The sequence below is a fragment of the Micromonospora sp. NBRC 110038 genome, from assembly GCF_020884815.1.
GTDB classification, from domain to species: Bacteria; Actinomycetota; Actinomycetes; order Mycobacteriales; family Micromonosporaceae; genus Micromonospora; species Micromonospora haikouensis.
Genome location: NZ_BBOL01000011.1, coordinates 105,677 through 132,549, shown reverse-complemented (window position 1 = coordinate 132,549; position 26,873 = coordinate 105,677). Strand labels below are relative to the sequence as shown.

Annotated in this window: 21 protein-coding genes and 1 pseudogene; 17 read left to right on the top strand and 5 right to left on the bottom strand. The window is 74.0% G+C overall.

Annotated elements, in window-relative coordinates; translation table 11 throughout:
• Positions 1-397: 397 nt before the first annotated feature.
• On the top strand, positions 398-1,966 hold the full coding sequence (locus tag LPU61_RS29065) for an MFS transporter (protein ID WP_229406741.1): 1,569 nt from the start codon (positions 398-400) through the stop codon (positions 1,964-1,966).
• An 11-nt stretch (positions 1,967-1,977) separates the two neighbouring features.
• Positions 1,978-2,586, top strand: coding sequence for a TetR/AcrR family transcriptional regulator (locus LPU61_RS29060; RefSeq protein WP_043967877.1), 609 nt, complete (start codon positions 1,978-1,980; stop codon positions 2,584-2,586).
• A 94-nt stretch (positions 2,587-2,680) separates the two neighbouring features.
• On the opposite strand, the gene LPU61_RS29055 is transcribed toward LPU61_RS29060, so the two are convergent.
• Together LPU61_RS29055 and LPU61_RS29050 are read right to left on the bottom strand one after the other, a co-directional pair.
• Complete coding sequence (locus tag LPU61_RS29055) at positions 2,681-4,600, bottom strand: helix-turn-helix domain-containing protein (RefSeq protein WP_043967879.1); 1,920 nt, start codon at positions 4,598-4,600, stop codon at positions 2,681-2,683.
• Positions 4,601-4,614: 14 nt separating this feature from the next.
• Positions 4,615-5,397, bottom strand: a complete 783-nt coding sequence (locus tag LPU61_RS29050) for a 3-hydroxybutyrate dehydrogenase (protein WP_229406740.1) — start codon at positions 5,395-5,397, stop codon at positions 4,615-4,617.
• Positions 5,398-5,636: 239 nt separating this feature from the next.
• On the opposite strand from LPU61_RS29050, the gene ruvC reads away from it, so the two are divergent.
• From ruvC to LPU61_RS29010, 8 genes and pseudogenes are all read left to right on the top strand, one after another.
• The gene (gene ruvC, locus LPU61_RS29045; protein WP_043967883.1) at positions 5,637-6,164 is read left to right on the top strand and encodes a crossover junction endodeoxyribonuclease RuvC; all 528 of its coding nucleotides are present in this window, start codon (positions 5,637-5,639) and stop codon (positions 6,162-6,164) included.
• A complete protein-coding gene (gene ruvA, locus LPU61_RS29040; RefSeq protein WP_077939373.1) occupies positions 6,161-6,763 on the top strand; it encodes a Holliday junction branch migration protein RuvA in 603 nt (200 codons plus the stop codon). The genes ruvC and ruvA overlap by 4 nt, the downstream gene beginning before the upstream one ends.
• Positions 6,760-7,830, top strand: coding sequence for a Holliday junction branch migration DNA helicase RuvB (gene ruvB / locus LPU61_RS29035; RefSeq protein ID WP_043967887.1), 1,071 nt, complete (start codon positions 6,760-6,762; stop codon positions 7,828-7,830). The genes ruvA and ruvB overlap by 4 nt, the downstream gene beginning before the upstream one ends.
• Before the next feature lie 139 nt (positions 7,831-7,969).
• Complete coding sequence (yajC, locus tag LPU61_RS29030; protein ID WP_082106610.1) at positions 7,970-8,323, top strand: preprotein translocase subunit YajC; 354 nt, start codon at positions 7,970-7,972, stop codon at positions 8,321-8,323.
• A 247-nt stretch (positions 8,324-8,570) separates the two neighbouring features.
• Positions 8,571-10,457, top strand: a complete 1,887-nt coding sequence (secD, locus tag LPU61_RS29025) for a protein translocase subunit SecD (RefSeq protein WP_229406791.1) — start codon at positions 8,571-8,573, stop codon at positions 10,455-10,457.
• A gap of 1 nt (position 10,458) precedes the next feature.
• Positions 10,459-11,646, top strand: a complete 1,188-nt coding sequence (gene secF / locus LPU61_RS29020; protein ID WP_043967891.1) for a protein translocase subunit SecF — start codon at positions 10,459-10,461, stop codon at positions 11,644-11,646.
• A gap of 96 nt (positions 11,647-11,742) precedes the next feature.
• Positions 11,743-12,309, top strand: coding sequence for an adenine phosphoribosyltransferase (locus LPU61_RS29015; RefSeq protein WP_043967893.1), 567 nt, complete (start codon positions 11,743-11,745; stop codon positions 12,307-12,309).
• Positions 12,310-12,778: 469 nt separating this feature from the next.
• Positions 12,779-15,058, top strand: a pseudogene (locus tag LPU61_RS29010) (bifunctional (p)ppGpp synthetase/guanosine-3',5'-bis(diphosphate) 3'-pyrophosphohydrolase); the annotation flags it as partial.
• Between the two features lie 82 nt (positions 15,059-15,140).
• On the opposite strand, the gene LPU61_RS29005 reads toward LPU61_RS29010, so the two are convergent.
• Both LPU61_RS29005 and LPU61_RS29000 read right to left on the bottom strand, forming a co-directional pair.
• On the bottom strand, positions 15,141-15,980 hold the full coding sequence (locus LPU61_RS29005; RefSeq protein ID WP_043967896.1) for a peptidylprolyl isomerase: 840 nt from the start codon (positions 15,978-15,980) through the stop codon (positions 15,141-15,143).
• Positions 15,981-16,050: 70 nt separating this feature from the next.
• Positions 16,051-16,926, bottom strand: a complete 876-nt coding sequence (locus LPU61_RS29000; RefSeq protein WP_043967898.1) for a peptidylprolyl isomerase — start codon at positions 16,924-16,926, stop codon at positions 16,051-16,053.
• Positions 16,927-17,182: 256 nt separating this feature from the next.
• Between LPU61_RS29000 and LPU61_RS28995 the strand changes: the two genes are divergently transcribed.
• From LPU61_RS28995 to LPU61_RS28975, 5 genes are all read left to right on the top strand, one after another.
• Positions 17,183-17,902: an MBL fold metallo-hydrolase gene (locus LPU61_RS28995; RefSeq protein WP_043967900.1), complete on the top strand. Its 720-nt coding sequence runs from the start codon at positions 17,183-17,185 to the stop codon at positions 17,900-17,902.
• 52 nt (positions 17,903-17,954) lie between these two features.
• Complete coding sequence (hisS, locus tag LPU61_RS28990) at positions 17,955-19,283, top strand: histidine--tRNA ligase (RefSeq protein ID WP_077939383.1); 1,329 nt, start codon at positions 17,955-17,957, stop codon at positions 19,281-19,283.
• An 88-nt stretch (positions 19,284-19,371) separates the two neighbouring features.
• On the top strand, positions 19,372-20,307 hold the full coding sequence (locus LPU61_RS28985; RefSeq protein ID WP_043967903.1) for an acyl-ACP desaturase: 936 nt from the start codon (positions 19,372-19,374) through the stop codon (positions 20,305-20,307).
• Positions 20,308-20,491: 184 nt separating this feature from the next.
• Positions 20,492-21,541, top strand: a complete 1,050-nt coding sequence (locus LPU61_RS28980; protein ID WP_043967906.1) for a S1 family peptidase — start codon at positions 20,492-20,494, stop codon at positions 21,539-21,541.
• 161 nt (positions 21,542-21,702) lie between these two features.
• A complete protein-coding gene (locus tag LPU61_RS28975) occupies positions 21,703-23,301 on the top strand; it encodes an MFS transporter (protein ID WP_229406739.1) in 1,599 nt (532 codons plus the stop codon).
• 14 nt (positions 23,302-23,315) lie between these two features.
• On the opposite strand, the gene LPU61_RS28970 is transcribed toward LPU61_RS28975, so the two are convergent.
• Complete coding sequence (locus tag LPU61_RS28970; protein ID WP_043967911.1) at positions 23,316-23,948, bottom strand: DUF998 domain-containing protein; 633 nt, start codon at positions 23,946-23,948, stop codon at positions 23,316-23,318.
• Between the two features lie 229 nt (positions 23,949-24,177).
• Here LPU61_RS28970 and aspS point away from each other — a divergent pair, with 229 nt between their 5' ends.
• Positions 24,178-25,983, top strand: a complete 1,806-nt coding sequence (gene aspS / locus LPU61_RS28965; RefSeq protein ID WP_074478700.1) for an aspartate--tRNA ligase — start codon at positions 24,178-24,180, stop codon at positions 25,981-25,983.
• Between the two features lie 67 nt (positions 25,984-26,050).
• Positions 26,051-26,863, top strand: coding sequence for a sugar nucleotide-binding protein (locus tag LPU61_RS28960; RefSeq protein WP_229406738.1), 813 nt, complete (start codon positions 26,051-26,053; stop codon positions 26,861-26,863).
• Positions 26,864-26,873: the final 10 nt, after the last annotated feature.

Genomic DNA, 26,873 nt, shown 5'->3' with positions numbered 1-26,873 from the left:
CCCGTCCTCCGGCCCCGGCCCGTCCTCCGGCCCCGGCCCGTCCTCCGGCCCCGGCCCGTCCTCCGGCCCCGGCCCGTCCTCCGGCCCCGGCTCCGGCCCCGCCTCGTCCACGCCGAGGCCGCCTCCACGTCGCCCCCGCCAGGGCCGGACAATCCGCCCGTTTCGGCGGGGGCGTGGCGGGATGTCGGGCAGGTGGGGGTGTCCCGGGGCGTTGATGCCGCCATGTCGCCGACATGGAGTCGATCAACAGGGGTGGGTGCCGGGTGATGCGTGACGTGGCGCACAAACGATACGATCCGGTTCCGTATCGTAAACGGTTCGCCTAGCCTCGTTGGAGTTACGAGCCTGCCCCGTATCGTATCTGCGGGGCGGGCGAACCGGGGGAGAGGACCGGCCCATGCAACCGCACGAGAACACCGGACATCCGAGGCGGTGGGCGATCCTCGGGGTGCTGGTGATCAGCCTCCTCGTCGTCGTCCTCGACAACACCATCCTCAACGTCGCCCTGCGCACCCTCGCCGACCCGGTGCACGGCCTCGGCGCGAGCCAGGGCGAGCTGGAGTGGGCGATCAACTCGTACACCCTGGTCTTCGCGGGTCTGCTCTTCACCTTCGGCGTGCTCGGCGACCGCGCCGGGCGCAAGCGTTTCCTGCTGGTCGGGCTGGTCCTGTTCGGGCTGTCGTCGCTGCTGTCGGCGTACGCGCAGAGTCCGGCCCAGCTCATCGGCGCCCGCGCGCTGATGGGCGTCGGCGGGGCGGCGATCATGCCGGTGACCCTGTCGATCATCTCCAACGTCTTCGACCCCCGGGAGCGCGGCCGGGCGATCGGCGTGTGGGCCGGCGCGGTCGGCCTCGCCGTGGCGATCGGCCCGATCCTCGGCGGCGCGCTGCTGGAACACTACTGGTGGGGCTCGGTCTTCCTGATCAACGTGCCGGTGGTCGCGGTCGGCGTGGTCCTGGTCGCCCTGCTGGTGCCCGAGTCCCGCGACCCCGATCCGGGGCGGGTCGACGTCCCCGGCGTGCTGCTGTCGGTGGTGGGCCTGGTCGCCCTGACCTACGGCATCATCGACGGCGGCGAGCACGGCTTCGACCGGCCCCTGGTCTGGGTGTCGATCCTCGGCGGCCTGGCCGTGCTGGCCTGGTTCGTGCTGCTGGAGCTGCGCAGCGACCACCCGTCGCTGGACGTCCGGCTGTTCCGGGTGCCCCGCTTCGCGGCCCCGGTGGCGCTGGTCGGGCTGGTCTTCTTCGCCGCCATGGGCGTGATGTTCTTCAGCTCGTTCTACCTGCAACTGGTCCGCGGCTACACCCCGCTGCAGACCGGCCTGCTCTTCCTGCCCTTCGCCGCCGCCCAGCTCGTCTTCGCCCCGCGCAGCGCGGCGATGGTCCGCCGGTACGGGGGCCGGGCCGTCGCGGCCGTCGGGCTGGCGCTGACCAGCGTGGCCCTCGCGGCGTTCGCGTTCATCGACGCGGGCACGCCGATCTGGGTGGTCCTGGTGGTCTTCCTCCTCCAGGGCATCGGCATGGCCAACATCATGCCGCCGGCCACCGAGTCGATCATGTCGGCGCTGCCCCGGGAGAAGGCCGGCGTCGGGTCGGCGGTCAGCAACACCGTGCGCCAGGTCGCCGGCGCCCTCGGCGTGGCCGTGCTCGGCTCGGTGCTGTCCGCGGTGTACCGGGACGACGTCGCCCCGGCCCTGCGGGGCCTGCCGGCGGGGGCGCACGAGGCGGCGAGCGAGTCGATCTCCGGCGCGTACGCGGCGGCCGGGCAGCTCGGTCCGACCGGGCCGGCCCTGGTCACGGCCGCCAACGACGCCTTCGTCTCGGCGATGCACTGGGCTGCGGCGCTCTCCGCGGCGGTCGCCGTGCTCGGCTTCGCGGTCGTGCTGCGCTGGATGCCCGGCCGCGCCCCCGACCGGGCGGCCGGTACGCCGGCAACGAGCCAACCCGAGTTGGCCGGAACAGCGTAGGTCCGGGAACAATGTCGGACATGACTTCCGCCGCCGAGGCTCCGCGGTCGCCCGGGCGACCGCGGAGCAGCCGCGCGGACGAGGCGATCGTGGAGGCCACCCTCGACCTGCTCGCCGAGGGCAGCACGATCGAGGCGCTCTCCATCGAGGCGATCGCGGCCCGCGCCGGCGTCGGCAAGGCCACCATCTACCGCCGCTGGCCGGGCAAGGACGCGCTGCTGCTGGACGCGCTGCGCCGGCTCAAGGGCGTGCTGCCGAATCCGGCGGGCCACTCCGTGCGGGACGACCTGGTGCTGCTGGTCGGCGCGGTCGGGCACAACATCGACCCGCGTGCCGCGAAGATCATGCCCTGCCTCGTGCCGGAGGTGAACCGCAGCCCCGACCACTTCCGGCTCTACCAGAACATCATCGCGCCCCGCCGGCAGCTGATGCGCGAGGTGCTCCGCCGGGGGGTACGCCTCGGCGAGCTGCGGGCCGACCTCGACATCGAGGTGGCGATGGCGCTGCTCACCGGGCCGATGCTGATGCAGCGGATGCTGCGCTGGCACCCCGAGCTGGACGACGTCCTGCTCCCGGACCGGATCGTCGACGGCGTCCTGGACGGCATCCGGGCCCGCTGACGCACCCCGCCCCGGTCGGCGAGCCGTCGCGTCGCCCCGCCCCGGTCGGCGAGCCGTCGCCCCGCCCCGGTCGGCGACGTGGCGCCCCGAACCGTCAGGGCGACGGCTCGCGGAGCCGGTGCAGGCGCAGCGCGAGCTGCACCTCCAGGGCCCGGCCGGGCTTCTGCCAGTCGGGGCCGAGCAGCTGGCCGACCCGTTCCAGCCGCTGGGTCACCGTGTTGACGTGCACGTGCAGCAGCTCGGCCGCCCGGGCCAGGCTGCCACCCACCCCGAAGTACGCCTCCAGGGTCTTCACCAGCGCGGTGCCCCGCCGGGCGTCGTAGTCCACCACCGGCCCGACGGTGGTGGCGATGAACCGGGCCACGTCCCCGTCGCCCCGGTCGCCCACCGCGCCCAGCAGCAGCCCGACGAAGCCCAGCTCGGCGGTGCTCGCCCCCTGCCCGGTGCGGCCCAGCGCGCCGAGTGCCGTCAGGCAGCGGTCCGCCTCCTGGAAGATCGCCGCCAGCGAGGCGGGGTCGGTCGACGGGCCGCTCGCCCCGGCGGTCACCGGCCGGCCGGTCACCCGGGACAGGTCCCGGGACACCGCGCGGGCTGCGCCGCCCGCGTCCCGGCCGGGCAGCATCAGCACCACCCGGCCGTCGCGCGCCGCCGCCAGGCCGCCGCGCGTCGAGGCGTACGTGGTGGCCCAGGAGAGCGCCCGCTGCCGGGCGGAACCCGTCGCGGCGATCGCGTCGTCGCCGACCGCCACCAGCACGTGCGGGGCGTCCAGGTCGACACCGAGGCGGCGGGCCCGGGTGCGCAGGGCGTCGGTGTCGGCCAGCGGCCGGGCGATCAGGTCGTCGAGCAGCTCGCCCCGCACCCGCCCCTCCGCCTCGGCCACGGTGCGGCGGAACAGCAGCAGCAGTGCGGTCACCAGCGCCGCCCGCTCCAGGATGCGCTGGTCGGCGTCGACCAGTTCGCCGTCGGGGCGCAGCACCAGCGCGCCCAGGTTCTCCGTGCCGGCGACCACGGCCGCGTACCAGAAGGGGCCCCGGCGGACGCTGCGCCCCTCGGTCCGCGACGCCGCCACCGCCTCCACCAGGTCCGCCCGGTCTGGCTCGTCGATCTGACCGACCCGGGCGAGCCGTCGCCCGTGGGCGTCGAGCGCCAGCAGCGCCCCGCCGAGCACGTCGGTGACGGCGGACGCCACGTCCTCGACCCCGCCGCCGCGCAGCACCAGCGCCGTCATCCGGTCGTGCGCCGCCGCCGCCCGCTCGACGGAGCTGCTGTGCGCCCGGATGGTGGTGTTGGCCGCCGACAGCTCCGCCAGCGCGGCCTGGGTCTCGGCCAGCAGCCGCGCCGTGTCGATCGCGACCGCCGCGTGCGCCGCGAGGGAGACCAGCAGCGACACCTCCTCCCGGGCGAACGGCCGGGCGGAGCGGTTGGCGGCGTACAGCACGCCGATGGAGGTGGAGCCGAGCCGCAGCGGCACGCCGAGGATCGCCACCAGGCCCTCCTCGCCCACCCCGGCGTCGATCTCCCCGGTGTGGTGGAACCGCTCGTCCTCGGGGTAGTTCGCGGTGACGTACGGGGTGCCGGACTGGGCCACCAGGCCGCCCAGGCCCGCGCCCATCGGCAGCCGCAGCCGCTGGAACCGCGCCGAGATCGACCCGTCGGTGACCCGCATGTACGTGTCGCCGCGCTCGTCGTCGTCGAGCGTCATGTACGCCACGTCCGCGCCGAGCAGGTGGCGGGCCCGGTGCACGATCGCCCGCAGCACGGCGTCGAGGTCGCGCAGTCCGGCCAGGTCGCTCGCGGTGTCGTACAGGCCGGACAGCTCGCTCTCCCGGCGGCGTCGGCGCTCCAGCAGGGCCCGGACCCGCAGCGCGACCACCTTCGCCTGCTCCAGCTCGGCGAGCCGGTCGGGGGGCGCGCCGGCCGCGCGGGCCGCCACCAGCGGGCCCTCGAACTCCACCGCGGCGGCCTCCCGGGCGAGCAGTTCCAGGAACTCCACCGGCGACGACATGACCGACATTGTGCGCGAGGCCACTAGTTCGCCGTCCAGCCCCCGTCGAGGGCGATGGACGCGCCGGTGATGAACGCGGCCGGCGGCGCGCACAGGTACGCCAGCAGCTCCGCGACCTCCTCCGGCTCGATGAGCCGCTTGATCGCCGCCCGGGCCAGCATGATCTTCTCCACCACCTCGGTCTCGCCGATGCCGTGGGTGGCGGCCTGGTCGGCGATCTGGTCCTGCACCAGCGCCGTGCGCACGTACGCCGGGTTGATGCAGTTGGCGGTGACCCCGTGCGCCGCGCCCTCCAGCGCGACCACCTTCGACAGCCCCTCCAGGGCGTGCTTCGCCGACACGTACGCCGACTTGTACGGCGAGGCCCGCAGCCCGTGCACGGAGGAGATGTTGACGACCCGCCCCCAGCCCCGGGCGTACATGTGCGGCAGGGCCCGGCGCACGATCCGGAACGGCGCCTCCACCATCACCCGGTGGATGTAGGCGAACCGCTCGGGCGGGAAGTCCTGCACCGGCGCGACGTGCTGCAGGCCGGCGTTGTTGACGACGATGTCCACGTCGGCGTCGAGCCGGTCCACCGCCGCCGGGTCGGCCAGGTCCACCCGCACGGCCCGGCCGCCGGCCAGCGCCGCGACCTCCTCGGCCGCGTCCGCGTCGCGGTCGAGGACCAGCACGCGGGCCCCGGCCGCCGCGAGCCGCAGGGCGCAGGCCCGGCCGATGCCGCCGCCACCGCCGGTCACCAGCGCCGTCCTACCGGCCAGGTCGACGTGTACGACGTGGGGGCCCGCCACGGGTTCTGCCGTCATGGCGCACAAAGCTACGAGCTGGGTGGCCGGGGGCACATGGGTCGATGGCACATACTCGACACCCCGGCTGTGTGCCGCCACGCCCCCCGGCCCGTCGGCGGCCCGCCCCCCGGCCCGCCCCCCGGCCCCTCGGCGGGCTGCCCCCTGCTCTTCGGCGGCGTGTCCCCGCAGCCGGCTGTCGGGGCCGCCCAGTAGGGTGTCGAACACACGTACTGCCGACGTGGTGGGGAGGAGGCGGCGTGCGCGTGCTCGGCGTCGACCCGGGGCTGACCCGGTGCGGGGTCGGCGTGGTCGAGGGCGTGCCGGGCCGGCCCTGCACCCTGGTCGCCTACTACGTCGTCTACACCGACCCGGGCGACGAACTGCCGCTGCGCCTGCTGCACCTGGACCGCTCGCTCACCGACCTCGTCGCCGAGCACCGGCCGGACGCCGTCGCCGTCGAGCGGGTGTTCAGCCAGCACAACGTGCGCACCGTGATGGGCACCGCCCAGGCCAGCGGGATCGCCGTGCTGGCCGGCGCGCGCGCCGGGCTGCCCGTGCAGACCTACACCCCGAGCGAGGTCAAGGCCGCCATCACCGGCTCCGGCCAGGCCGACAAGGCGCAGATGACGACCATGGTGACCCGGCTGCTGCGGCTGCCCGAGCCGCCGAAGCCGGCCGACGCCGCCGACGCCCTGGCCCTGGCCATCTGCCACGTCTGGCGCGGCGGCACCCGCTCGAAGCTGGCCGAGGCGGCCGACCGGGCACGACGAGGAGGAGCACGATGATCGCCAGTGTGCGCGGGACGGTGACCGCGACCGGCCCGGACCACGCGGTGGTGGAGGTCGGCGGGGTGGGCCTGGCGGTGCACTGCGCCCCCGGCACGCTCGCCGACCTGCGGGTCGGCGAGCCGGCCCGGCTGGCCACCAGCCTGGTGGTGCGGGAGGACTCGCTCACCCTCTACGGCTTCGCCGACGACGACGCCAAGCAGCTGTTCGAGCTGCTCCAGACCGCGAGCGGGGTGGGGCCCCGGCTGGCCCAGGCGGTGCTCGCCGTGCACACCCCCGACGCGGTGCGCAAGGCCATCGCCAACGCCGACACCGCCGCGCTGACCCGCGTGCCGGGCATCGGCAAGAAGGGTGCCGAGCGCCTGGTGCTGGAGCTGCGCGACCGGATCGGCCCGGTGCCGGTGGGTGCCGACGGGGCGGCCGGGGTGACCGGGGGCGCCTGGCCCGAGCAGGTCCGCCAGGCCCTGGTGGGTCTCGGCTGGACGGCGGGCCAGGCCGACCAGGCGGTGGCCGCGGTCGCGGAGACCGTCGACGGCCCGCCGCCGCCCGTGCCGGTCCTGCTCAAGCAGGCCATCCGCCTGCTCGGCCGCACCCGATGACGGGGCCCGACGGCAACCTCGTCTCCGCGTACGTCAACGACGCGGAGCGCGACGCCGAGGCCAGCGTCCGGCCGAAGCGGCTGGAGGAGTTCATCGCCCAGCACCGGGTCCGCGAGCAGCTCGACCTGCTGCTGCGCAGCGCGATGCGGCGCGGCTCCCCGCCCGACCACATCCTGTTGTCGGGGCCGCCTGGCTTGGGTAAGACGACGCTGGCCAACATCGTGGCGGCCGAGCTGGGCTCCGGCATCCGGGTGACCAGCGGCCCGGCCATCGAGCGCTCCGGCGACCTCGCGGCGATCCTGACCAGCCTCACCGAGGGTGACGTGCTGTTCATCGACGAGATCCACCGGATCGCCAAGCCGGCGGAGGAGCTGCTCTACAGCGCGATGGAGGACTTTCGGGTCGACGTGATCGTCGGCAAGGGGCCGGGGGCGACCGCCATCCCGCTGGACGTCGAGCCGTTCACCCTGGTCGGGGCGACCACCCGGTCGGGCCTGCTGACCGGGCCGATGCGGGACCGCTTCGGCTTCGTCGCGCACCTCGACTTCTACTCGCCGGCCGACCTGGAGGTGCTGCTGCGCCGGTCGGCGCGCATCCTCGGGGTGCCGATCACCGACGACGGGGCCGCCGAGATCGCCGGCCGGTCCCGGGGCACCCCCCGGATCGCCAACCGGCTGCTGCGCCGGGTGCGCGACTTCGCCGAGGTCCGGGCCGACGGCACGGTCACGGTGGAGACGGCCCGGGCGGCCCTGACGGTGTACGACGTCGACGCGCTCGGGCTGGACCGGCTGGACCGGGCGGTGGTCACCGCGCTGGTCGACTCGTTCCGGGGCGGCCCGGTGGGCCTGTCGACGCTGGCCGTGGCGGTGGGGGAGCAGCCGGACACCGTCGAGGAGGTGTGCGAGCCGTTCCTGGTGCGGGCCGGGCTGCTCGCGCGTACGCCCCGGGGGCGGGTGGCCACCGAGGCGGCCTGGCGTCATCTGGGTCGTACCCCACCGAATGGTACATTTGGCACCGGTGCCCCTCCCGCGCCCGATCTGTTCTCCGCCGCGCCCGATGAGCCGTGATCCGTTCGTGATCTGTGCCGCATTCGGCGTTCCCAGGTGCAGGGACTAGACTCGCCGCGGTCTGTACAGGACGTGAGAATCCGCCTCCGCTCCGGTGCCCCTCGTGCCGAGCCGGAGGCCAATCGGAAGGTCAGTAACCGTGCTTTACGCAGCAGCGGGTGGCGGGGGAGCCGGCGGTCTCACGCCGATCCTCATGATCGCCCTGCTCTTCGGCGTCATGTACTTCATGATGATCCGCCCCCAGCAGAAGCGCCGCCGCGAGGCGGAGCGGATGCAGTCCACCCTCGGTCCCGGCGACGAGGTGGTCACCATCGGCGGTCTCTACGGCACGGTCACCGGCGTGGACGACGAGACCGTCCTGCTCGAGGTCGCCCCCGGCGTGCAGACCCGGTACGCCCGTCCGGCCATCGCCCGCGTCGTCAGCCAGGCCGAGCGGCCCGAGTCGACCGAGGCTACCGAGGCCACCGAGGACGCCGAGACCGTCAAGGAGTGACCGTCGTCCCGGGGACGGGGCAGCGGAGACAGCGATAAAACTGGATAGTTGGGCCCACGCCCGACGCCGACGCGTGAGCGCTGCCGGCCGCCGCCCCCGCGACGGCCGTGGGCAGCCGTGTCGACGTCGGGTCGCCGGCCCGGACACCCGTCGCCGGGACCCCCGGCCCGACCCTCGTGCCGCCGCCGAAGGCGGTGCGACCGTAACAGGGAGACAGACAGCCGTGGCACCACCACCTCAGGGACAGATGCGGCCCGGACGGCAGCTCGCCGTGCTCGGGCTCATCTTCGTCGTCCTCTATCTCTTGGTGTTCTTCTCGGGCGGCGCCAGTGGTGGCTTCAAGGACCGGCTGGAGCCCCGGCTCGGCCTGGACCTGGTCGGCGGCACCCGGATGACGCTGGAGGCGACGAACAGCCTCGACGGCCGGCCCCCGACGGCGGAGAACCTCGAAGAGGCCCGCCAGATCATCGAGAACCGGGTCAACGCCTACGGCGTGGCCGAGGCCGAGGTGGTCACCGAGGGCAACCGGAACATCGTCATCTCCCTGCCCGGCGAGAACCGCGACCTCACCGACGTCGGCAGCGCTGCCGAGCTGCGCTTCCGCAAGGTGCTCAAGGCCGCCGACGGCAGCGGCGCGGCGGCGGCCCCCGCGCCCACCCCGACGCCGGCCCCGTCCGGCAGCGCGTCGCCGAAGCCGTCCGGCAGCGCCAAGCCGTCGGGCAGCGCGTCGCCGTCCGGCGCGAAGGCCACCGCGTCGCCGAGCGCGGGCGGCCAGGGCGGCGGGGCGCCGGCCCCGAGCGCCAGCGCCACCCCGTCGCCCTCGGCGAGCGCCGCGCCGTCGTCGAGCGCCAGCGCCGAGCCGGTGCCGGCGGGCGTCGAGGAGCAGCGCAAGGCCGTCGAGCAGAAGGTCGGCGCCGCCGCCTGGCAGGCCGCGAGCGGCCTGCAGGGCCCGGCCGACCTGACCGCCGACCCGTCGCTGGCCGACAAGCTCAAGCCGTTCGGCGCGCTCAGCCCGCGCGAGGTCGCCGTGCTGCCGGCGGAGATGCAGTTCAACGTGCCGACGATCACCTGCGCGCAGCTCGACCAGCGCCCCCCGGCGTCGATCAAGGACGAGAAGCAGAAGGCGGTCGCCTGCGAGGACGGCGTCCAGAAATACCTGCTGGACGTGGCGAAGGTGCTCGGCACCGACGTCGGCGACGCCAACGCGGTGCTCGACCAGACCAGCTCCTGGGTGGTGAGCCTCGACTTCAAGGGCGCGGGCCAGGAGAAGTGGACCAACCTGACCCGCGAGGCGTTCAACAACGAGGGCCAGGCCTGCGACCAGACCGCGCTGGGCCAGGACGGCAAGTGCCGGGTCGCCGTCGTGCTGGACAACAAGGTCGTCTCCTCGCCGGAGATCCAGGGCGTGCTCACCGGTGACTCGCAGATCACCGGCAGCTTCGACAACAAGACGGCCAACGCCCTGGCCGGCCAGCTGCGCTACGGCGCGCTGCCGGTGACCTTCGAGGCGCAGGAGCAGCAGAACGTCACCGCCACCCTCGGCGCGAGCCACCTGCGCGCGGGCCTGCTCGCCGCCGGCATCGGCATGCTGCTGGTCATCATCTACTCGTTCTTCTACTACCGGCTGCTCGGCTCGGTCATCTTCCTGAGCCTGGTGCTGTCGGGTCTGCTGGTCTTCGGCGCGCTGGTCTTCCTGGGGCGGCAGATCGGCTTCACCCTCACGCTCGCCGGCATCGCCGGCATGATCGTCTCACTCGGTGTGGCGGCGGACTCGTTCGTCATCTACTTCGAGCGGCTCAAGGACGAGATCCGGGAGGGGCGCAGCCCGCGCAGCGCGGTGCCCCGGGCGTGGACCCGGGCCCGCCGCACGATCATCTCGGCCAACGCGATCACCATCATGTCGGCCGTGGTGCTCTACATCGTCTCGGTCGGCGCGGTGAAGGGCTTCGCCTTCGCGCTCGGCCTGGCCACGGTGCTCGACCTGGTCGTGGTCTTCCTGTTCCGTCACCCGATCATGACGATGTTCGCCCGGACCCGGGCGTTCCTGTCCCCGCGGGTCAGCGGTCTCGGCCGGATCCTTCCGCCCGCGCGGAGCGAGCAGGCCACCCGCACCTCGCGCGTCAAGGAGGCCTGAGATGGCTAAGACTGGTTTGGCGAGCCGCCTCTACGCGGGTGAGGCCGGCCTCGACGTCATCGGCCGGCGCAAGCTGTGGTTCGGCGTGGCCGGGGCGCTGATCCTCGTCGCCGTGCTCAGCTTCGCCCTGCGCGGTTTCACCCTGGGCATCGAGTTCGCCGGCGGCAACTCGTTCCAGGTGCCGGCCAGCGTCGGCACCCTCGACGACGCCGAGAAGACGGTCGACACGGCGCTGGCGAGCACCGCGGCGGGCGCCGAGGTGGTCACCGCGCAGAAGGTCGGCGGCACCGGCGGCGACTTCTACGAGATGCGCACCACGCAGCTCAACGCCGAGCAGGCCAACGCGGCGAAGGCCGAGATGGCCCGCGCGTTCGGCATCCAGCCCGACCAGATCAGCGGCAACCAGGTCAGCGAGGCGTGGGGCAGCCAGGTCACGTCCCGGGCGCTGCTCGGTCTGGTGATCTTCGTCCTGCTGGTGACGGTCTACCTGGTCCTGCGGTTCGAGTGGCGGATGGCGGCCGCCGCCGTCTCCTCGCTGTTCATGAACCTGATCCTCACCGCCGGCATCTACTCGCTGGTCGGCTTCGAGGTCACCCCGTCGACGATCATCGGGTTCCTCACGATCCTGGGCTTCGCGCTCTACGACGTGGTGGTGGTCTTCGACAAGGTGCAGGAGAACACCCGGGGCATCACGGCGAACAACAACCAGACGTACGGCGAGGCGGCCAACCTGGCCATCAACCAGAGCCTCATGCGGTCGCTGAACACCTCGGTGGTCGCGCTGCTGCCCGTCGGTGGTCTGCTCTTCATCGGCGCGGGCCTGCTGGGCGCGGGCACGCTGAAGGACCTCGGCCTGGTGCTGTTCGTCGGTATGGCGGTCGCCTTCCTGACCTCCATCCTGCTGGCCACCCCGCTGCTGGTGCTGCTGAAGAACTACGAGCCGCGGATCCAGGCGCACAACAAGCGGGTCCTGGCCCGGCGGACCGCCCTCGCCCGGGGCGAGATCACCCCGAAGGGCGCGGCGCGCCCGGCCGCCGACGCCGACGAGCCCGTCGACGCCGACGCGGCCCTGGCCGGGGCCGCCCCGAAGGTGGGTGCCCGGCCCGCCGGCAAGCGCGCGACCGGTGCCCGGGGCGGTCGCCCCGCCGGTGGCGGCGGCAACCGGCCGGGCGGCGCCAAGCGGCGCTGATCGGCCACACCGGTAGGAAACACGTTCCGGCGGCGTCCCGCAGGCTGTGCGAGCAGCGTGCGGGACGCCGTCGGCCATGAAGGGAGACGGGCCGCCGTGACGGAGACGCACAGCGCCGGGGTACGGGGAGACAGCGGCCCGCGGGTCGCCGAGCTGGTCGCCAGCCGCGTGCTGGACGTGCCGGACTTCCCGAAGCCGGGCGTGATGTTCAAGGACCTGATGCCGCTCTTCGCCGACGGCGAGGTGTTCCGCCAGGTCGTCGACGGGATCGTGGCGTACCACGGGCGGGACGCGTTCGACGCCGTGGTGGGCATCGAGGCCCGGGGCTTCGTCGTCGCGGCGGCCATCGCGTACGCGGCGGGGGTGGGCGTGGTGCCGGTGCGCAAGGCCGGCAAGCTGCCCCGCCCCGCCTACTCGGCCTCCTACGCCCTGGAGTACGGCGAGGCGACGCTGGAGGTGCACGAGGACGCGTTCACCGCCGGGCACCGGGTGCTGGTGGTCGACGACGTGCTCGCCACCGGCGGCACCGCCGAGGCCACCCTCGACCTGGTGGAGCGGGCCGGCGGCACGGTGGCCGGCTTCACGGTGCTGCTGGAGCTGGGGTTCCTCGGCGGGCGCGAGCGGCTCGCCCCGCGCCCCGTGCACGCCCTGCTGAGCGTGTGAGCCGTCCGGGCCGCCCCGCGCCCCGGCGCCGACGACCCGGGGCGCGGCGCGCCGAGTGCCTGTTCGTGCCCCGGTGCCCGATTGGTGGCCCCGGCCGCCGGGCGGACCCGGTGGGGACCGTCCGGCGGAGCGGCGGGGCACCGTGCGTGCGGGTAGCATTGCCCATTGCTGACCGGGCGGGTGACCGTCCGGGCGGCGCGAGACCAGGCCGGCCGGACGGTCGGCGCATCCCCGGCGAGCGGTGAGGAGGCCGGTGTCCCACGATGTCGTCCCTCCGGTGGAGGGCACGGTGCACCCGACAGGCGACGCTGACGGTTCGGTGACCGATCGGGGCGCTGACGCCCTGGCCGTGGCGGGTGGGAACGGCGCGGGCCCCGGGTCCGCCGACGGCGCGGCGGCGGGTGCCGGGGCGTCGTTGTTCCCGGCCGACGCCGCCGACGATCCGTCGCAGCTCACCGGCGATCCGTCGCCGAGCGGCGGCTTCGCCCTCTCCAACGCGCCCACCGGGCGGCGGGTGCGGGCGAGGCTGGCCCGGTTCAACGCGCCCTGGCAGACCTCCCAGGTCAGCGAGGTGCTGGAGCCGCTGATCTCCAGCCACCGGGAGAACCACCCGAAGGCCGACGCGAAGCTGATCCAGACCGCGTTCGACACCGCCAACCGCTGGCACTCCGGTCAATACCGCAAGTCCGGCGACCCGTACATCACCCATCCCCTCGCGGTGGCCACCATCCTGGCCAACCTGGGCATGGACACCACGACGCTGGTCGCCGCGCTGCTGCACGACACGATCGAGGACACCGAATACACCCTCGACCAGATGAAGGCCGACTTCGGCCCCGAGGTGACCCTGCTCGTCGACGGGGTGACCAAGCTCGACAAGGTCAAGCTCGGCGACGCCGCGAAGGCGGAGACGATCCGCAAGATGGTCGTGGCGATGGCGAAGGACCCGCGGGTCCTGGTGATCAAGCTGGCCGACCGGCTGCACAACATGCGCACCCTCTCCTTCCTGCCCGCGCCGAAGCGGGAGCAGAAGGCGAAGGAGACGCTGGAGATCCTGGCGCCGTTGGCGCACCGCCTCGGCATGAACACGATCAAGTGGGAGCTGGAGGACCTCGCCTTCGGCACGCTGTTCCCGAAGCGGTACGAGGAGATCCTGCGCCTGATCGGGGAGCACCAGCCGCAGCGGGAGTCGCTGCTGCGCCAGGTGACGCAGAAGGTGGGCACCGATCTGAAGGCCGCCAAGATCAAGGCGGAGACGACGGGCCGGCCGAAGCACCTCTACTCGATCTACCAGAAGATGATCGTGCGGGGCCGCGACTTCAACGACATCTACGACCTGGTCGGGGTGCGCATCCTGGTCGACACGGTGCGCGACTGCTACGCCGCGCTGGGCGTGATCCACGCGAACTGGCAGCCCGTGCCGGGCCGGTTCAAGGACTACATCGCGATGCCCAAGTTCAACATGTACCAGTCGCTGCACACGACGGTCATCGGGCCCACCGGCAAGCCGGTGGAGATGCAGATCCGCACGTACGCGATGCACCGCACCGCCGAGTTCGGCATCGCCGCGCACTGGAAGTACAAGGAGCACAAGGGCACCCAGATCGTCGGCCCGCCCGCGCACATCGACGAGATGACGTGGCTGCGGCAGCTGCTGGACTGGCAGCGGGAGGCGGCGGACCCGAGCGAGTTCCTCGACGCGTTGCGCTTCGACCTGTCGAGCCAGGAGGTGTACGTCTTCACCCCGAAGGGTGACGTCATCCCCCTGCCGACGGGGTCGACGCCGGTGGACTTCGCGTACGCGGTGCACACCGAGGTCGGGCACAAGTGCATCGGGGCGCGGGTCAACGGCAAGCTGGTGCCCCTGGAGTCGACGCTGTCCAACGGCGACGTGATCGAGATCTTCACGTCGAAGTCCGACACGGCCGGGCCGACGCAGGACTGGCTGGGCTTCGTGAAGAGCCCCCGGGCGCGCACGAAGATCCGACAATACTTCAACAAGGAGCGGCGCGAGGAGGCGATCGAGGCCGGCAAGGACGCGATCGTCAAGGCGATGCGCAAGCAGGGCATGCCGTTGCAGCGGATGCTCACCTCCGACGCGCTGATGGCGATCGCCCGGGACCTGCACCTGGCCGACGTGGCGTCGCTGTACGCGGCGGTCGGTGACAGCCAGGTCTCCGCGCAGTCGGTGGTGCAGAAGCTGATGGCCGCGTACGGGGGCGAGGAGGGCGCGGCGGAGGACATCGCCGAGACCGCCGTTGCCACCCGGCCCCCGCGCAGCCGGCAGAGCAGCGCCGACCCGGGTGTGGTGGTGCGGGGCGTCAGCGACGTGTGGATCAAGCTGGCCCGCTGCTGCACCCCGGTGCCGCCCGACTCGGTCTTCGGGTTCGTCACCCGCTCCGGCGGGGTCAGCGTGCACCGCGACGACTGCGCCAACGCCGAGGACCTGCGGGCCCAGGCCGAGCGGGTGGTCGAGGTCAGCTGGAAGCTCACCTCCGCCTCCACGTTCCTGGTGGCCATCCAGGTGGAGGCCCTCGACCGGCACAAGCTCCTCGCCGACGTCACCCGGGTGCTCTCCGACGAGCGGGTCAACATCCTCTCCGCGACGGTCACCACCACCCGCGACCGGGTGGCGGTGAGCCGGTTCAGCTTCGAGATGGCCGACCCGAAGCACCTGGGGCACCTGCTGGCCGCCGTCCGCAAGGTCGACGGGGTGTTCGACGCCTACCGGGTCACCTCGGGGTCCTGAGCCACCCCGGGAAAGCCCGGACACGACAGCGCCCGCCGGCGGTGACCGGCGGGCGCTTCGTCGTGCGGGGTGGGGCGGGCGGTCAGCCCTGCGCCTCGCTCATCGTCATCTTCTTGATGACGACCTCCTTCTTGGGGTGGCCGCCGCCGGCCTGCTTGGCGTACGCGCCGTCGTCGCCGGCCTTCGCGACGTCCTTGACGATGTCCATCCCGCCGGTGATGGTGCCGAGCACGGTGTAGTTCGCGTCCAGCGGCGAGTCGCCGTAGACGATGAAGAACTGGCTGCCCGTGCTGCCCGGCTGCCCCGAGTTGGCCATCGCGATGACGCCCTCCGGGTACGGCGGGCGCTTGTCGGTCGGCAGGTTCTCCTCGGCCATCCGGTAGCTCGGGCCGCCGGTGCCGTCGGTGTCCCGCCAGCCCTTGCCGGTGGCGCTCGGGTCGCCGCACTGGAGCACCTTGATGCCCTCGGTGACCAGGCGGTGGCACTTGGTGTTGTCGAGGAAGCCCTTGCTCGCCAGGTGGGTGAAGCTCGCGGCGGTGCACGGCGCGGCCGACCGGTCGACCTTGGCGGTGATCGGGCCCAGGTTGGTGTCGAACGTCAGCGTCTGGGTGCCCGTGTTCGGTTGCTGGGCGGCCGGCAGCCCGACGTCCTTGATCTCCTTGGTCCGCTGCTCCTTGGGGACCTCGGTCCAGGCGCACTGCACGAAGCCGGGGGCGGCGGCGGTGTCCTGCTTCTTGTCGTCGTCGCCGCCGATGCTGGCGGCGAGCCAGACGGTGCCGGCGACCACGAGCAGCAGGGCCGCCCCGGCCCCGACGATCGCCTGCGTCTGCCGGCGCTTGCGGGCCCTGGCCGCGCGCTCGGCCATCTCCCGCTCGAGCCGGGCGCGCGCCGCCGCGCGCTGCCGCTCTCTGGTGGACGTCACGGTCGATCCTCCTGGACTGTCTCGGGCGCGGCCGGTGCCGCAAAAGGCTGTGGGATGTGGGGGAGCCGGGTCAGCCGGCGCTGGGGCTGGCCGACGCGCCGCTGGGGGCCGGGGCCGGCGCGGTCGTCGGCTCGCCGACGGTGAGACTCTGGATCACCACGTCGGTCTTCGGCTTGACCTTGGCTCCACTCCCATTGTCCACGGTCGGCAGGGCACCGATCTTCGTGACCACGTCCAGGCCGCCGGTGACCTTGCCGATCACCGGGTAGGCCGGCTTGTCCGGGTCGAAGTCCTTGAAGAAGATCAGGAACTGGCTGCCGTTGGCGCCCGGCGGGTTGGCGACCATCGCCACCGTGCCCTTCGGGTACGCCGGGGGCTGGTCGGGCGCGGGGCTCGCCGACGGGCTGGCCTCGGGGGCCACCGGGACGTTCTCGTCGTAGAACGAGTACGTCGGGCCGCCCAGCCCGGTGCCGCTCGGGTCGCCACAGCGCAGCGCGCCCTCGGAGGTGATCTCGTGGCACTTCGTGTTGTCGTAGAAGCCCTTGCTCGCCAGGTGGGCGATGCTCGCCCCGGCGCACGGGGCCGACGCGAGGTCCAGCTCGGCGGTGATCGGGGCGCCCTGGTTGGTGGTGACGGTCAGCGCCCGGGTGCCGGAGGTCGGCAGGCCCTGGGTGGCCGGGGTGCCCACGTCCTTGAGGTTGGTGTTCGCGGTGGCGTCCTGCGGCGTCCAGAGGCAGACGTCCTCGGCGGCCGTGTCCTGCTTCGGGTCGTCGTCGAAGGCGCCCAGCGCCCAGGCCGAACCGGCCACGATCAGCACGAGCACCACGGCGGCGCCGACACCGGCCTGGATCTGCCGTCGGCGTCTGGTCCGGGCGGCCCGTCGCGCCAGCTGCCGGTCGAGCTTGGCCCGCGCCAGTTTGCGCTGCCGGTCCCTGCTGGAAGCCACCCGTGCTCCCCTTCCTCTACCCTGATGGTCACCGGCGGTCGGCGTCGCGCCCCGTCGGGTGCCACGTGCGCCACGCCACACGCCCGCCAGAGTGTACGGGTAGCGGCTGGGAAAGTGGTGTACGAGGTCCGGGCTGGCTTTATCGGAGTTGCTCACTGGGCTGGTGGTGTCACGGGGGCGGGTGGGCCGGCGCGATGCGCCCGCCGCTGCGGCTAGGCTTCCGGTGCAGGCTAGACAGCGACGGAAGGGGAGCGCCGTGCTCGTGGCGAGCTTTCCCGCGGACGCCTTCGGCACCAACTGCTATGTGGTGGCGACCGGGCCGGGGGAGCAGTGCGTGGTGGTCGACCCGGGCATCGGGGTGATCGACCGGCTCGACGCCGTACTCGCCGAGCATCGCCTGCACCCCGCCGCCGTGCTGCTCACCCACGGCCACCTCGACCACACGTTCTCCGTCGCGCCGGTCTGCGGCGCGCGGGGCGTCACCGCGTACGTCCACCCGGAGGACCGGGAGCTGCTGGCCGACCCGGCCAAGGGGCTGTCGATGGACCTCCGCGGGCTCTTCGGCGGCCGGCTGCCCTACTCCGAGCCCGACGACGTCGCCGAGCTGACCGACGGCGCGACCCTGTCGCTCGCCGGGCTGGAGATCACCGTCGACCACGCCCCGGGCCATACCGGCGGGTCGGTGCTGTTCCGGCTGCCCGGCGCGGGCTCGCAGTGGGAGGCCGAGCAGGTCTGCCTCTCCGGCGACGTGCTCTTCGCCGGCTCGATCGGCCGCACCGACCTGTGGGGCGGCAGCATGCCCCGGATGCTCACCAGCCTGCGCGACAAGATCCTCCCGCTGGCCGACGACACGGTGGTGCTGCCCGGCCACGGCCCTGCGACCACCATCGGCCGCGAGCGCGCGAGCAACCCGTACCTCATCGAGGTGGCGGCCTCGGGCGACGCGCGCCCGGCCGCACCCACCCGCGGTCTCTAGGCCGCGCCTCGACCTTCCCCGCGCCGTCGGCGCGGGTGTTGAACGGAGCGTCATGAGCAAGCCCACGCCCATCTCCGGCTTCCCCGAGTGGACCCCGGCGCAGCGGATGATCGAGCAGTTCGTGCTGGACCGGATCCGCGCCACCTTCGAGCTGTACGGTTTCGCGCCGCTGGAGACCCGCTCCGTGGAGCCCCTCGATCAGCTGCTGCGCAAGGGGGAGACCTCCAAGGAGGTCTACGTGCTGCGCCGCCTCCAGGCCGACGCCGACGGCCCGGCCGGCGACGACGCCCTCGGCCTGCACTTCGACCTGACGGTGCCGTTCGCCCGCTACGTGCTGGAGAACGCCGGCAAGCTCCAGTTCCCGTTCCGCCGCTACCAGATCCAGAAGGTGTGGCGGGGCGAGCGCCCGCAGGAGGGGCGCTACCGGGAGTTCCTCCAGGCCGACATCGACATCGTCGACCGGGACACCCTGCCCGCGCACTACGAGGCGGAGATGCCGCTGGTCATCGGCGACGCGCTGCGGTCGCTGCCGATCCCGCCGGTGACCATCCAGGTCAACAACCGCAAGATCTGCGAGGGGTTCTACCGGGGCATCGGCCTGACCGACCCGGAGGCCGCCCTGCGCGCGGTCGACAAGCTCGACAAGATCGGCCCGGCGAAGGTGGCCGAGCTGCTCGCCGAGACGGCCGGGGCGAGCGAGGCGCAGGCCAAGGCGTGCCTGGCCCTGGCCGAGATCTCCGCCCCGGACGCCTCGTTCGCCGACGCCGTGCGCGGCCTCGGGGTGACCCACCCGCTGCTCGACGAGGGCGTCGCCGAGCTGGTCGCGGTGGTGGAGACGGCCGCCGCGCACTCCCCGGGGCTGTGCGTGGCCGACCTGCGCATCGCCCGCGGGCTCGACTACTACACCGGCACCGTCTACGAGACGTCGCTGGCCGGCTACGAGCGGTTCGGCTCGATCTGCTCCGGCGGCCGGTACGACAACCTGGTCAGCGCCGGTGGCGCGTCCTTCCCCGGGGTCGGCATCTCGATCGGGGTGAGCCGGCTGCTCGGGCTGCTCTTCGGCGCGGGCGCGCTCACCGTGTCCCGCAGCGTGCCGACGTGCGTGCTGGTCGCGGTGACCAGCGAGGAGCGGCGGGCGGCGAGCAACGCCGTCGCCGACGCGCTGCGCCGCCGGGGGGTGCCCACGGAGGTCGCGCCGAGCGCGGCGAAGTTCGGCAAGCAGATCCGGCACGCCGAGCGGCGCGGCATCCCGTACGTGTGGTTCCCCGGCGCCGACGGGGCGCCCGACGAGGTGAAGGACATCCGCTCCGGCGAGCAGGTGGTCGCGGCGGCCGGGGAGTGGACCCCGCCCCGGGCCGACCTGTCGCCCCTGGTGAGCTGAGGGGACGCCGCGCGGGCCGGGCGCTACTGGCGCGTACGGCGCGGAAGACCTACGGTGGCGTAAGTTACGCCACCGTAGGGAGAACCTCGTGACCGAACTCAGCCAGACCGCCCTGCTCGTCGAGCTCGAACCCGTCGTGGCGAAGAACCTCGACCGCCACCTCTCGATGGCGAAGGAGTGGTTCCCGCACGAGTACGTGCCGTGGAGCGAGGGGCGCACCTTCGACGGCCCGCTCGGTGGGCAGGCGTGGTCGCCGCAGGACTCGACGATCCCCGAGATCGCGCGCACCGCACTGATCGTGAACCTGCTGACCGAGGACAACCTCCCCTCGTACCACCACCAGATCGCCACCCTCTTCGGCCCGGACGGGGCGTGGGGGACGTGGGTGGGCCGGTGGACCGCCGAGGAGGGCCGGCACGGCACCGCCATCCGCGACTACCTGACGGTGACCCGGGCGGTGGACCCGGTGGCGCTGGAGCGGGCCCGGATGGTGCACATGACCGCCGGCTACACCAACTCCCACGACGACTCGATGCTGCGCTCGCTGGCATACGTGTCGTTCCAGGAGCTGGCCACCCGGATCTCGCACCGCAACACGGGCCGGGTGGCCGGCGACCCGGTGTGCGAGGCGCTGCTGGCCCGCGTCGCCGCCGACGAGAACCTGCACATGGTCTTCTACCGCAACCTGCTCGCCGCCGCCCTGGAGGTGGCCCCGAGCCAGGCGATGCGGGCCATCGCCGAGGTCCTCGCCGACTTCCAGATGCCCGGCGTGGGCATCGAGGGCTTCGCCCGCAAATCGGTGGCGATCGCCCTGGCCGGCATCTACGACCTGCGTCAGCACCGCGACGAGGTGGTCGTCCCGGTGCTGCGGCAGTGGGACATCTTCAACGTGACCGGGCTGAACGCCGACGGCGAGGCCGCCCGCGACCAGATTGCCGCCCACCTGGACACCCTCCAGGTGCACGCGTCCCGTTTCGAGGAGAAGCGCGACGCCCGCGCGGCCCGCCTGGCCGCCGCCCGCTGACCCGTCCCCCGGAACGGGGGTGGCGGGTGGCTCGGGTGAAACGGGGCGAAGCCGGGTCTTGCGAGTGAATCCAAGTATGTGAATACTTCAGTTCACTCGGCCGGTTCACCCCAGCTCCGGCCGGTGGTCCTCGGGTCCGTCACCCCCGGCGCGACCCGTTCACCCCCTTCCGGGAGGTTGTTACATGCGACCCACGAGGTCAACGCTCCTCCGCGCCGTGTCCGTCGCCGCCGCCGGCACCCTGGTCGCCACCGCGCTGATCGGCGCCCCCGCCCAGGCCGCCCCCGCCGCCTCGCCCGACGCCGCCGCCACCCTGGCCGAGCGGCTCGGTGACCGCTCCGCCGGCACGTACGCCGACGCCAGCGGCAGGATGGTCGTCACCGTGACCGACGCGGCCGCCGCCCGCCAGGTCCGCGCCTCCGGCGCCATCGCCAAGCTCGTCAAGCGGGGCGCCGCCGAGCTGGACCGGGCCACCGCCGAGCTGGAGCGCTCCGCGAAGATCCCGGGCACCGCGTGGTGGACCGACCCGGTCACCAACCAGGTCGTCGTCTCCGTCGACAGCACCGTCACCGGCGCCAAGCTGGAGCGCGTCAAGGCCGCCGCCGCCCGGACCGGCGGCGCCGTCCGCATCGAGGCCGAGGCCGGCGTGCTGAGCACCCGCATCTCCGGCGGCCAGGCGATCTACGCCGCCGGCGGCGGCCGCTGCTCGCTCGGCTTCAACGTGCGCAGCAGCTCCGGCGTGACCTACTTCCTGACCGCCGGGCACTGCACCAACATCGCCTCGACCTGGTACTCGAACTCGGGCCAGACCAGCGTCCTGGGCACTCGCGCCGGCACCAGCTTCCCGGGCAACGACTACGGCATCGTCCGGCACAGCAACTCCGCCAACGCGACCGGCAACGTCTCCCTCTACAACGGCAGCTACCAGGACGTCACCGGCGCGGCCAACGCGTTCGTCGGCCAGAGCGTGCAACGCTCCGGCAGCACCACCGGCCTGCGCGGCGGCACGGTCGGGGCGCTCAACGCCACGGTGAACTACGCCGAGGGCTCCGTCTCCGGCCTGATCCGCACCAACGTCTGCGCCGAGCCGGGCGACAGCGGCGGCTCGCTGTTCAGCGGCACCAGCGCCATCGGCCTCACCTCCGGCGGTAGCGGCAACTGCACCCGCGGCGGCACCACCTACTTCCAGCCGGTCACCGAGGCGCTCAGCGTCTACGGCGTCAGCATCATCTGATCCACCGCGCCCTCGCGAAGCGGGTCGCCGGCCTCCGGCGGCCCGCTTCCGGCGTACCCCGGCACCCGGCGGAGCCGGAAGAGGCCGGGACCGGCGGCCCGGTCGGGCGGGATCCGCGCGCGGATCGACTGGGCGGGCCGAACCGGGGTACCTTGCGCCCGGTGAGCGCCACACCGCCTTCCGCCCCGCCCGCGTCGGCCTGGGCCCCGCTGCGCCTCGCCGTGTTCCGCAGCCTGTGGCTGGCCGTGCTGGCCAGCAACGTCGGCACCTGGATGCAGACCGTCGGCGCCCAGTGGCTGCTGGTCGACCAACCCAACGCCCCCACCCTGGTCGCCCTCGTGCAGACCGCGAGCATGCTGCCGGTGCTGCTGCTGGCCCTGCCGGCCGGCGCGCTCGCCGACACCCTCGACCGGCGTCGGCTGCTCATCGGCGTGCAGTGCTTCCTGGCCGCCGTGGGGGTGCTGCTGACCGCGCTCACCGCCGCCGACCGGATGCCGCCGGCCCTGCTGCTCACCCTCACCTTCGCCCTCGGCGTCGGCCAGGCCCTCACCCTGCCCGCCTGGCAGGCGGTGATCCCGGAGCTGGTGCCCCGGGAACAGCTCGTCAACGCCTCCGCGCTCGGCTCGATCAGCGTCAACCTGGCCCGCTCCGTCGGCCCGGCGGTGGCCGGCGTGCTGGTCGCCCAGGCCGGGGTGGCGGTGGTCTTCGCGGTGAACACCGCGTCCTTCGCGATCTTCGCCGGGGCGCTGCTGCGCTGGCGGCCGGACCGCCCCGACGGCCCGGCCATGCCGGAGCGGTTCACCGCCGCGCTGCGCGCCGGCGGCCGGTACGTGCGCCACTCGCCGGTCGTCCGCCGCATCCTGCTGCGGGCCGCGCTGTTCGTGGTGCCCGGCAGCGCGCTGTGGGCGCTGCTGCCGCTGGTGGCCAGCCAGCGCCTCGGCCTGGGCCCCGGCGGGTACGGCGTGCTGCTCGCCGCGCTCGGCGTCGGCGCGGTCGCCGGCGCGCTCGTGCTGCCCCGGGTGCGCCGGGCGCTCACCGCCAGCCAGCTCCTCCTCGTCGCCGGGCTGGTCTACGGCGGGGCGCTGCTGGTGCTCGCCCTCGTGCCCGTGCCGGCCCTGGTCACGGCGGCGCTGGTGCCCGCCGGGCTGGCCTGGATGACCGTGCTGTCCACCGTGAACGCCGCGATGCAGCTCTTCCTCCCCGGCTGGGTACGCGCCCGGGGGCTGTCGGTCTACCAGATGGTCTTCGCCGGCGGGCAGGCGCTCGGCGCCCTCGCCTGGGGCGCGCTCGGCGAGCTCGCCGGCCTGGTCACCGCGCTCGCCGTGGCCGGGGCGGCCATGGCCGTCGCCGCGCTCACCGTGCCGCTGTGGCCGCTGCGCGACACCCGCGGGGTCGACCGGAACCCGGCCGTCTACTGGCCCGAGCCGCACCTGATGCTGGACGCGCACCCGCGCACCGGGCCCGTGCTGGTGACCGTCTCCTACACCGTGCCGCCCGAGCGGCAGGACGCCTTCGTCGAGGCGATGCGGGCGGTGGGCCGGTCGCGGCGGCGCACCGGGGCGATGCGCTGGGGGCTGTTCCGGGCGGGGGAGCGGGCGCACGGCTTCGTCGAGGTGTACCAGGTGCCGTCCTGGGAGGAACACCTGCGCCAGCACGGCGGCCGGCTCACCGGCGCCGACCGGGCGGCGGAGGAGCGGGCGAGGGCGCTCACCGAGGGCGACGTCCACGTCGCCCACCTCCTCCCCGCCGACGAGCCGTAGCGACCGCGCCGTGGTCAGCGCCGGCTCAGCCACCCGGCGACCAGCGCGGGGCAGAGCGCCTCCGCGCCGGCGGCCACCCGCTCGGCCAGGCCGATCCGCTCCCCGCCGGTGGCCAGCTCGATCGCGAACCAGGCCACCGGCACCAGCAGCCCCACCGCAAGCGCGGCCCAGGCGGCCCGCCCGTGGGTGTGGTGAGCCGGGTGCCCGCCTCCCGGGCGCAGCGCGTCCCCGCGCGGGCGGCCGGCCCGTGGCCCCCCGGTGCCGGCGGGGGCGAACGCCGGCCAGACGGCCAGCGCGCCGAACGCTACGGCGGCGGCCAGCGCGTGCGGCGCCGAGCCGCCGTCGGCCGGCAGCGGGAACGCCGCCACCGCGAGCGTGGCGACCCCGCCCAGCGCGAGCAGCGCCCGCCCCCCGACCGCCAGCGGCCGCAACCCGGCGGCGGTCACGCAGTGGCACAGGCCGAGCCCGACGAGGCCGAGCGTCATGATCCACCGGTCGGCCGCGCCGACGGCCGCGAGCGCGCTGATCGTGCCGGAGACCTGGTCGAACCCGCCGGGCTGCCGGGCCGCGCCGAGCAGCCAGCCGCCGACCAGGAACACCGGCGCCGCGCCGGCGGAGAGCAGGGCCCACGGGGGTACGACACGCATCCGGCACACCGTACGCGGCGCGGGGCGGGTCGGCCGCTCGGCGGTGCTCCGGCGGCGCATCGGCGGCGCTCCCACGGCGCGGGACGGGTTAGCAGGGGTCCCTTGTACAACAGAAAGCGTTGACAAGGGCCCCTCCTTACCCCCAACCGCGCCCGGTGACGGCAGGGGGCGGGGCACCCTGACAGAATGCGAGGGCAGACCGAACGCAGACGATGAGGAGACGCAAGCCGTGATCCGTACCCATGACGCCGGCAGCCTGCGCGCGACGGACGCCGGCACCACGGTGACGCTCGCCGGGTGGGTCGCCCGCCGGCGCGACCACGGCGGTGTCATCTTCGTCGATCTGCGCGACGCCTCGGGCGTCGTGCAGGTGGTCTTCCGCGAGGAGGACGCCCACGCGCTGCGCAACGAGTTCTGCGTGAAGGTGACCGGCGAGGTGACCCGCCGGCCCGAGGGCAACGAGAACCCGGAGCTGCCCACCGGCGAGATCGAGGTGACCGCGAGCGGGCTGGAGGTGCTCTCGGAGGCCGCGCCGCTGCCGCTGCCCGTCGACGACCAGGTCGAGGCCGGCGACGACATCCGGCTCAAGTACCGCTACCTGGACCTGCGCCGGGGCGGCCCGGCGAAGGCGATGCGGCTGCGGTCGCGGGCCAACCAGCTCGCCCGGGGCGTGCTGCACGAGCGTGACTTCCTGGAGATCGAGACGCCGACGCTGACCCGGTCCACCCCGGAGGGCGCGCGCGACTTCCTGGTCCCGGTCCGGCTCCAGCCGGGCAGCTGGTACGCGCTGCCGCAGTCCCCGCAGCTGTTCAAGCAGCTGCTGATGGTCGGCGGCATGGAGCGTTACTACCAGATCGCCCGCTGCTACCGCGACGAGGACTTCCGCGCCGACCGGCAGCCGGAGTTCACCCAGCTCGACATCGAGATGTCCTTCGTCACCGAGGACGACGTGATCGACCTCGGCGAGGCGATCGTGTCGGCGCTCTGGTCCGACCTGGCCGGCTACGAGATCCCCCGGCCCATCCCGCGCATCACCTGGCACGACGCGATGGCCCGGTACGGCTCCGACAAGCCGGACCTGCGCTACGGCGTGGAGCTGACCGAGCTGACGGACTACCTGCGCGGCACGGCGTTCCGGGTGTTCGCCGGGGCGATCGACGCGGGCGGCTACGTCGGCGCGGTCGTCATGCCGGGCGGCGCGGGCCAGACCCGCAAGGAGCTGGACGGCTGGCAGGACTGGGCGAAGGCGCGCGGCGCGAAGGGCCTCGCGTACGTGGTGCTCGACGCCGAGACCGGCGCGCCGCGGGGCCCGGTGGCGAAGAACCTCTCCGAGGAGCACCTGGCGGGGCTGGCCGACGCGGTCGGCGCGAAGCCCGGCGACGCGGTGTTCTTCGCGGCCAGCGCCGACGCCCGGGAGGCGCAGGAGCTGCTCGGCGCGGCCCGCATCGAGATCGCCAAGCGGGCGAAGCTGATCGACGAGTCGGCGTGGGCGTTCTGCTGGGTGGTCGACGCCCCGATGTTCGAGAAGACCGACGAGGGCGGCTGGACGGCCGTGCACCACCCGTTCACCTCGCCGAACGCCGAGTGGGTGGACCGGTTCGAGGAGGCACCGGACCGGGCGCTGGCGTACGCGTACGACATCGTCTGCAACGGCAACGAGATCGGCGGCGGGTCGATCCGTATCCACCGGGGCGACGTGCAGCAGCGGGTGTTCGACCTGCTCGGCATCACCCCCGCCGAGGCGCAGGACAAGTTCGGCTTCCTGCTGGAGGCGTTCAAGTACGGCGCCCCGCCGCACGGCGGCATCGCGTTCGGCTGGGACCGGGTCTGCATGCTGCTGGCCGGCGCGGACTCGATCCGCGAGGTGATCGCGTTCCCGAAGACCCGGGGCGGCTTCGACCCGCTGACGGGCGCGCCGACGCCGATCACCGCGCAGCAGCGCGCCGAGGCGGGCATCGACGCCAAGCCGAAGGCCCCGACCGGCGCGCACGCCGGCACCGCCGGCCCGGCCGCCCCGGTGGCCGACCCGGTCTGAGCGAGCGGCGATCCCGGCGGGCGGCGCTTCGGCGGCCGTCCGCCGGCCGGCGGGAGGAAGCGGGGGCGTGACGCTGCTCGTGGTGGGTGCCAGCGGGTACCTCGGCGGCGAGGTGTGCCGCCGGGCCGTCGCGGCGGGGCAGCGGGTGGTCGGCACGTACCACGCCAACCCCGGCGCGCCGGCCGGCGTCGAGGCGCGCCGGCTCGACGTGACCGACCGGGCCGCCGTGCGCGCGCTGGTCGCGGAGGTGCGGCCGGCCGCCGTGGTGAGCACCCCCTACCGGTACGACGACTGGACGGTCACCGCCGACGGCGCGGCGAACGTGGCGTACGCCGCCGCGGAGGCGGGGGCGCGGCTGGTGCACCTGTCCAGTGACGCGCTGCACGCCGGCCGGCCCGAGCCGTACGCCGACGACGACGTGCCGACGCCGGTGTTCGCGTACGGGGCGGCGAAGGCGGCGGCGGAGACCGCCGTGCGGGCGGTCGACCCGGGCGCTGCGCTGGTGCGTACCTCGTTGATCGTGGGCGACGAGCGGAGCAAGCAGGTCCGGCTCTGCCTGGCCGCCCTCGCGGGCCGGGGGGCCCTGTTCACCGACGAGCTGCGCTGCCCGGTCGACGTGGGCGACCTGGCCGCCGCCGTGCTGGAGCTGGCCGCGTCGGACTACGCCGGCCTGCTCAACGTGGCGGGGCCGGACGCGGTCAGCCGCGCCGAGCTGGGGCTGCTGGTGGCCCGGCGGTTCGGGCTCGACCCGGGCGGCCTGCGCACCGCCACGAGCGCCGCGTCGGGCCTGGTCCGCCCCGTCGAGGTACGCCTCGACAGCTCCCGCGCCGCCGGCCTGCTGCGCACCCGCCTGCGCGGGGTGCACGAGCTGCTCGGCTGAACCGACCCGC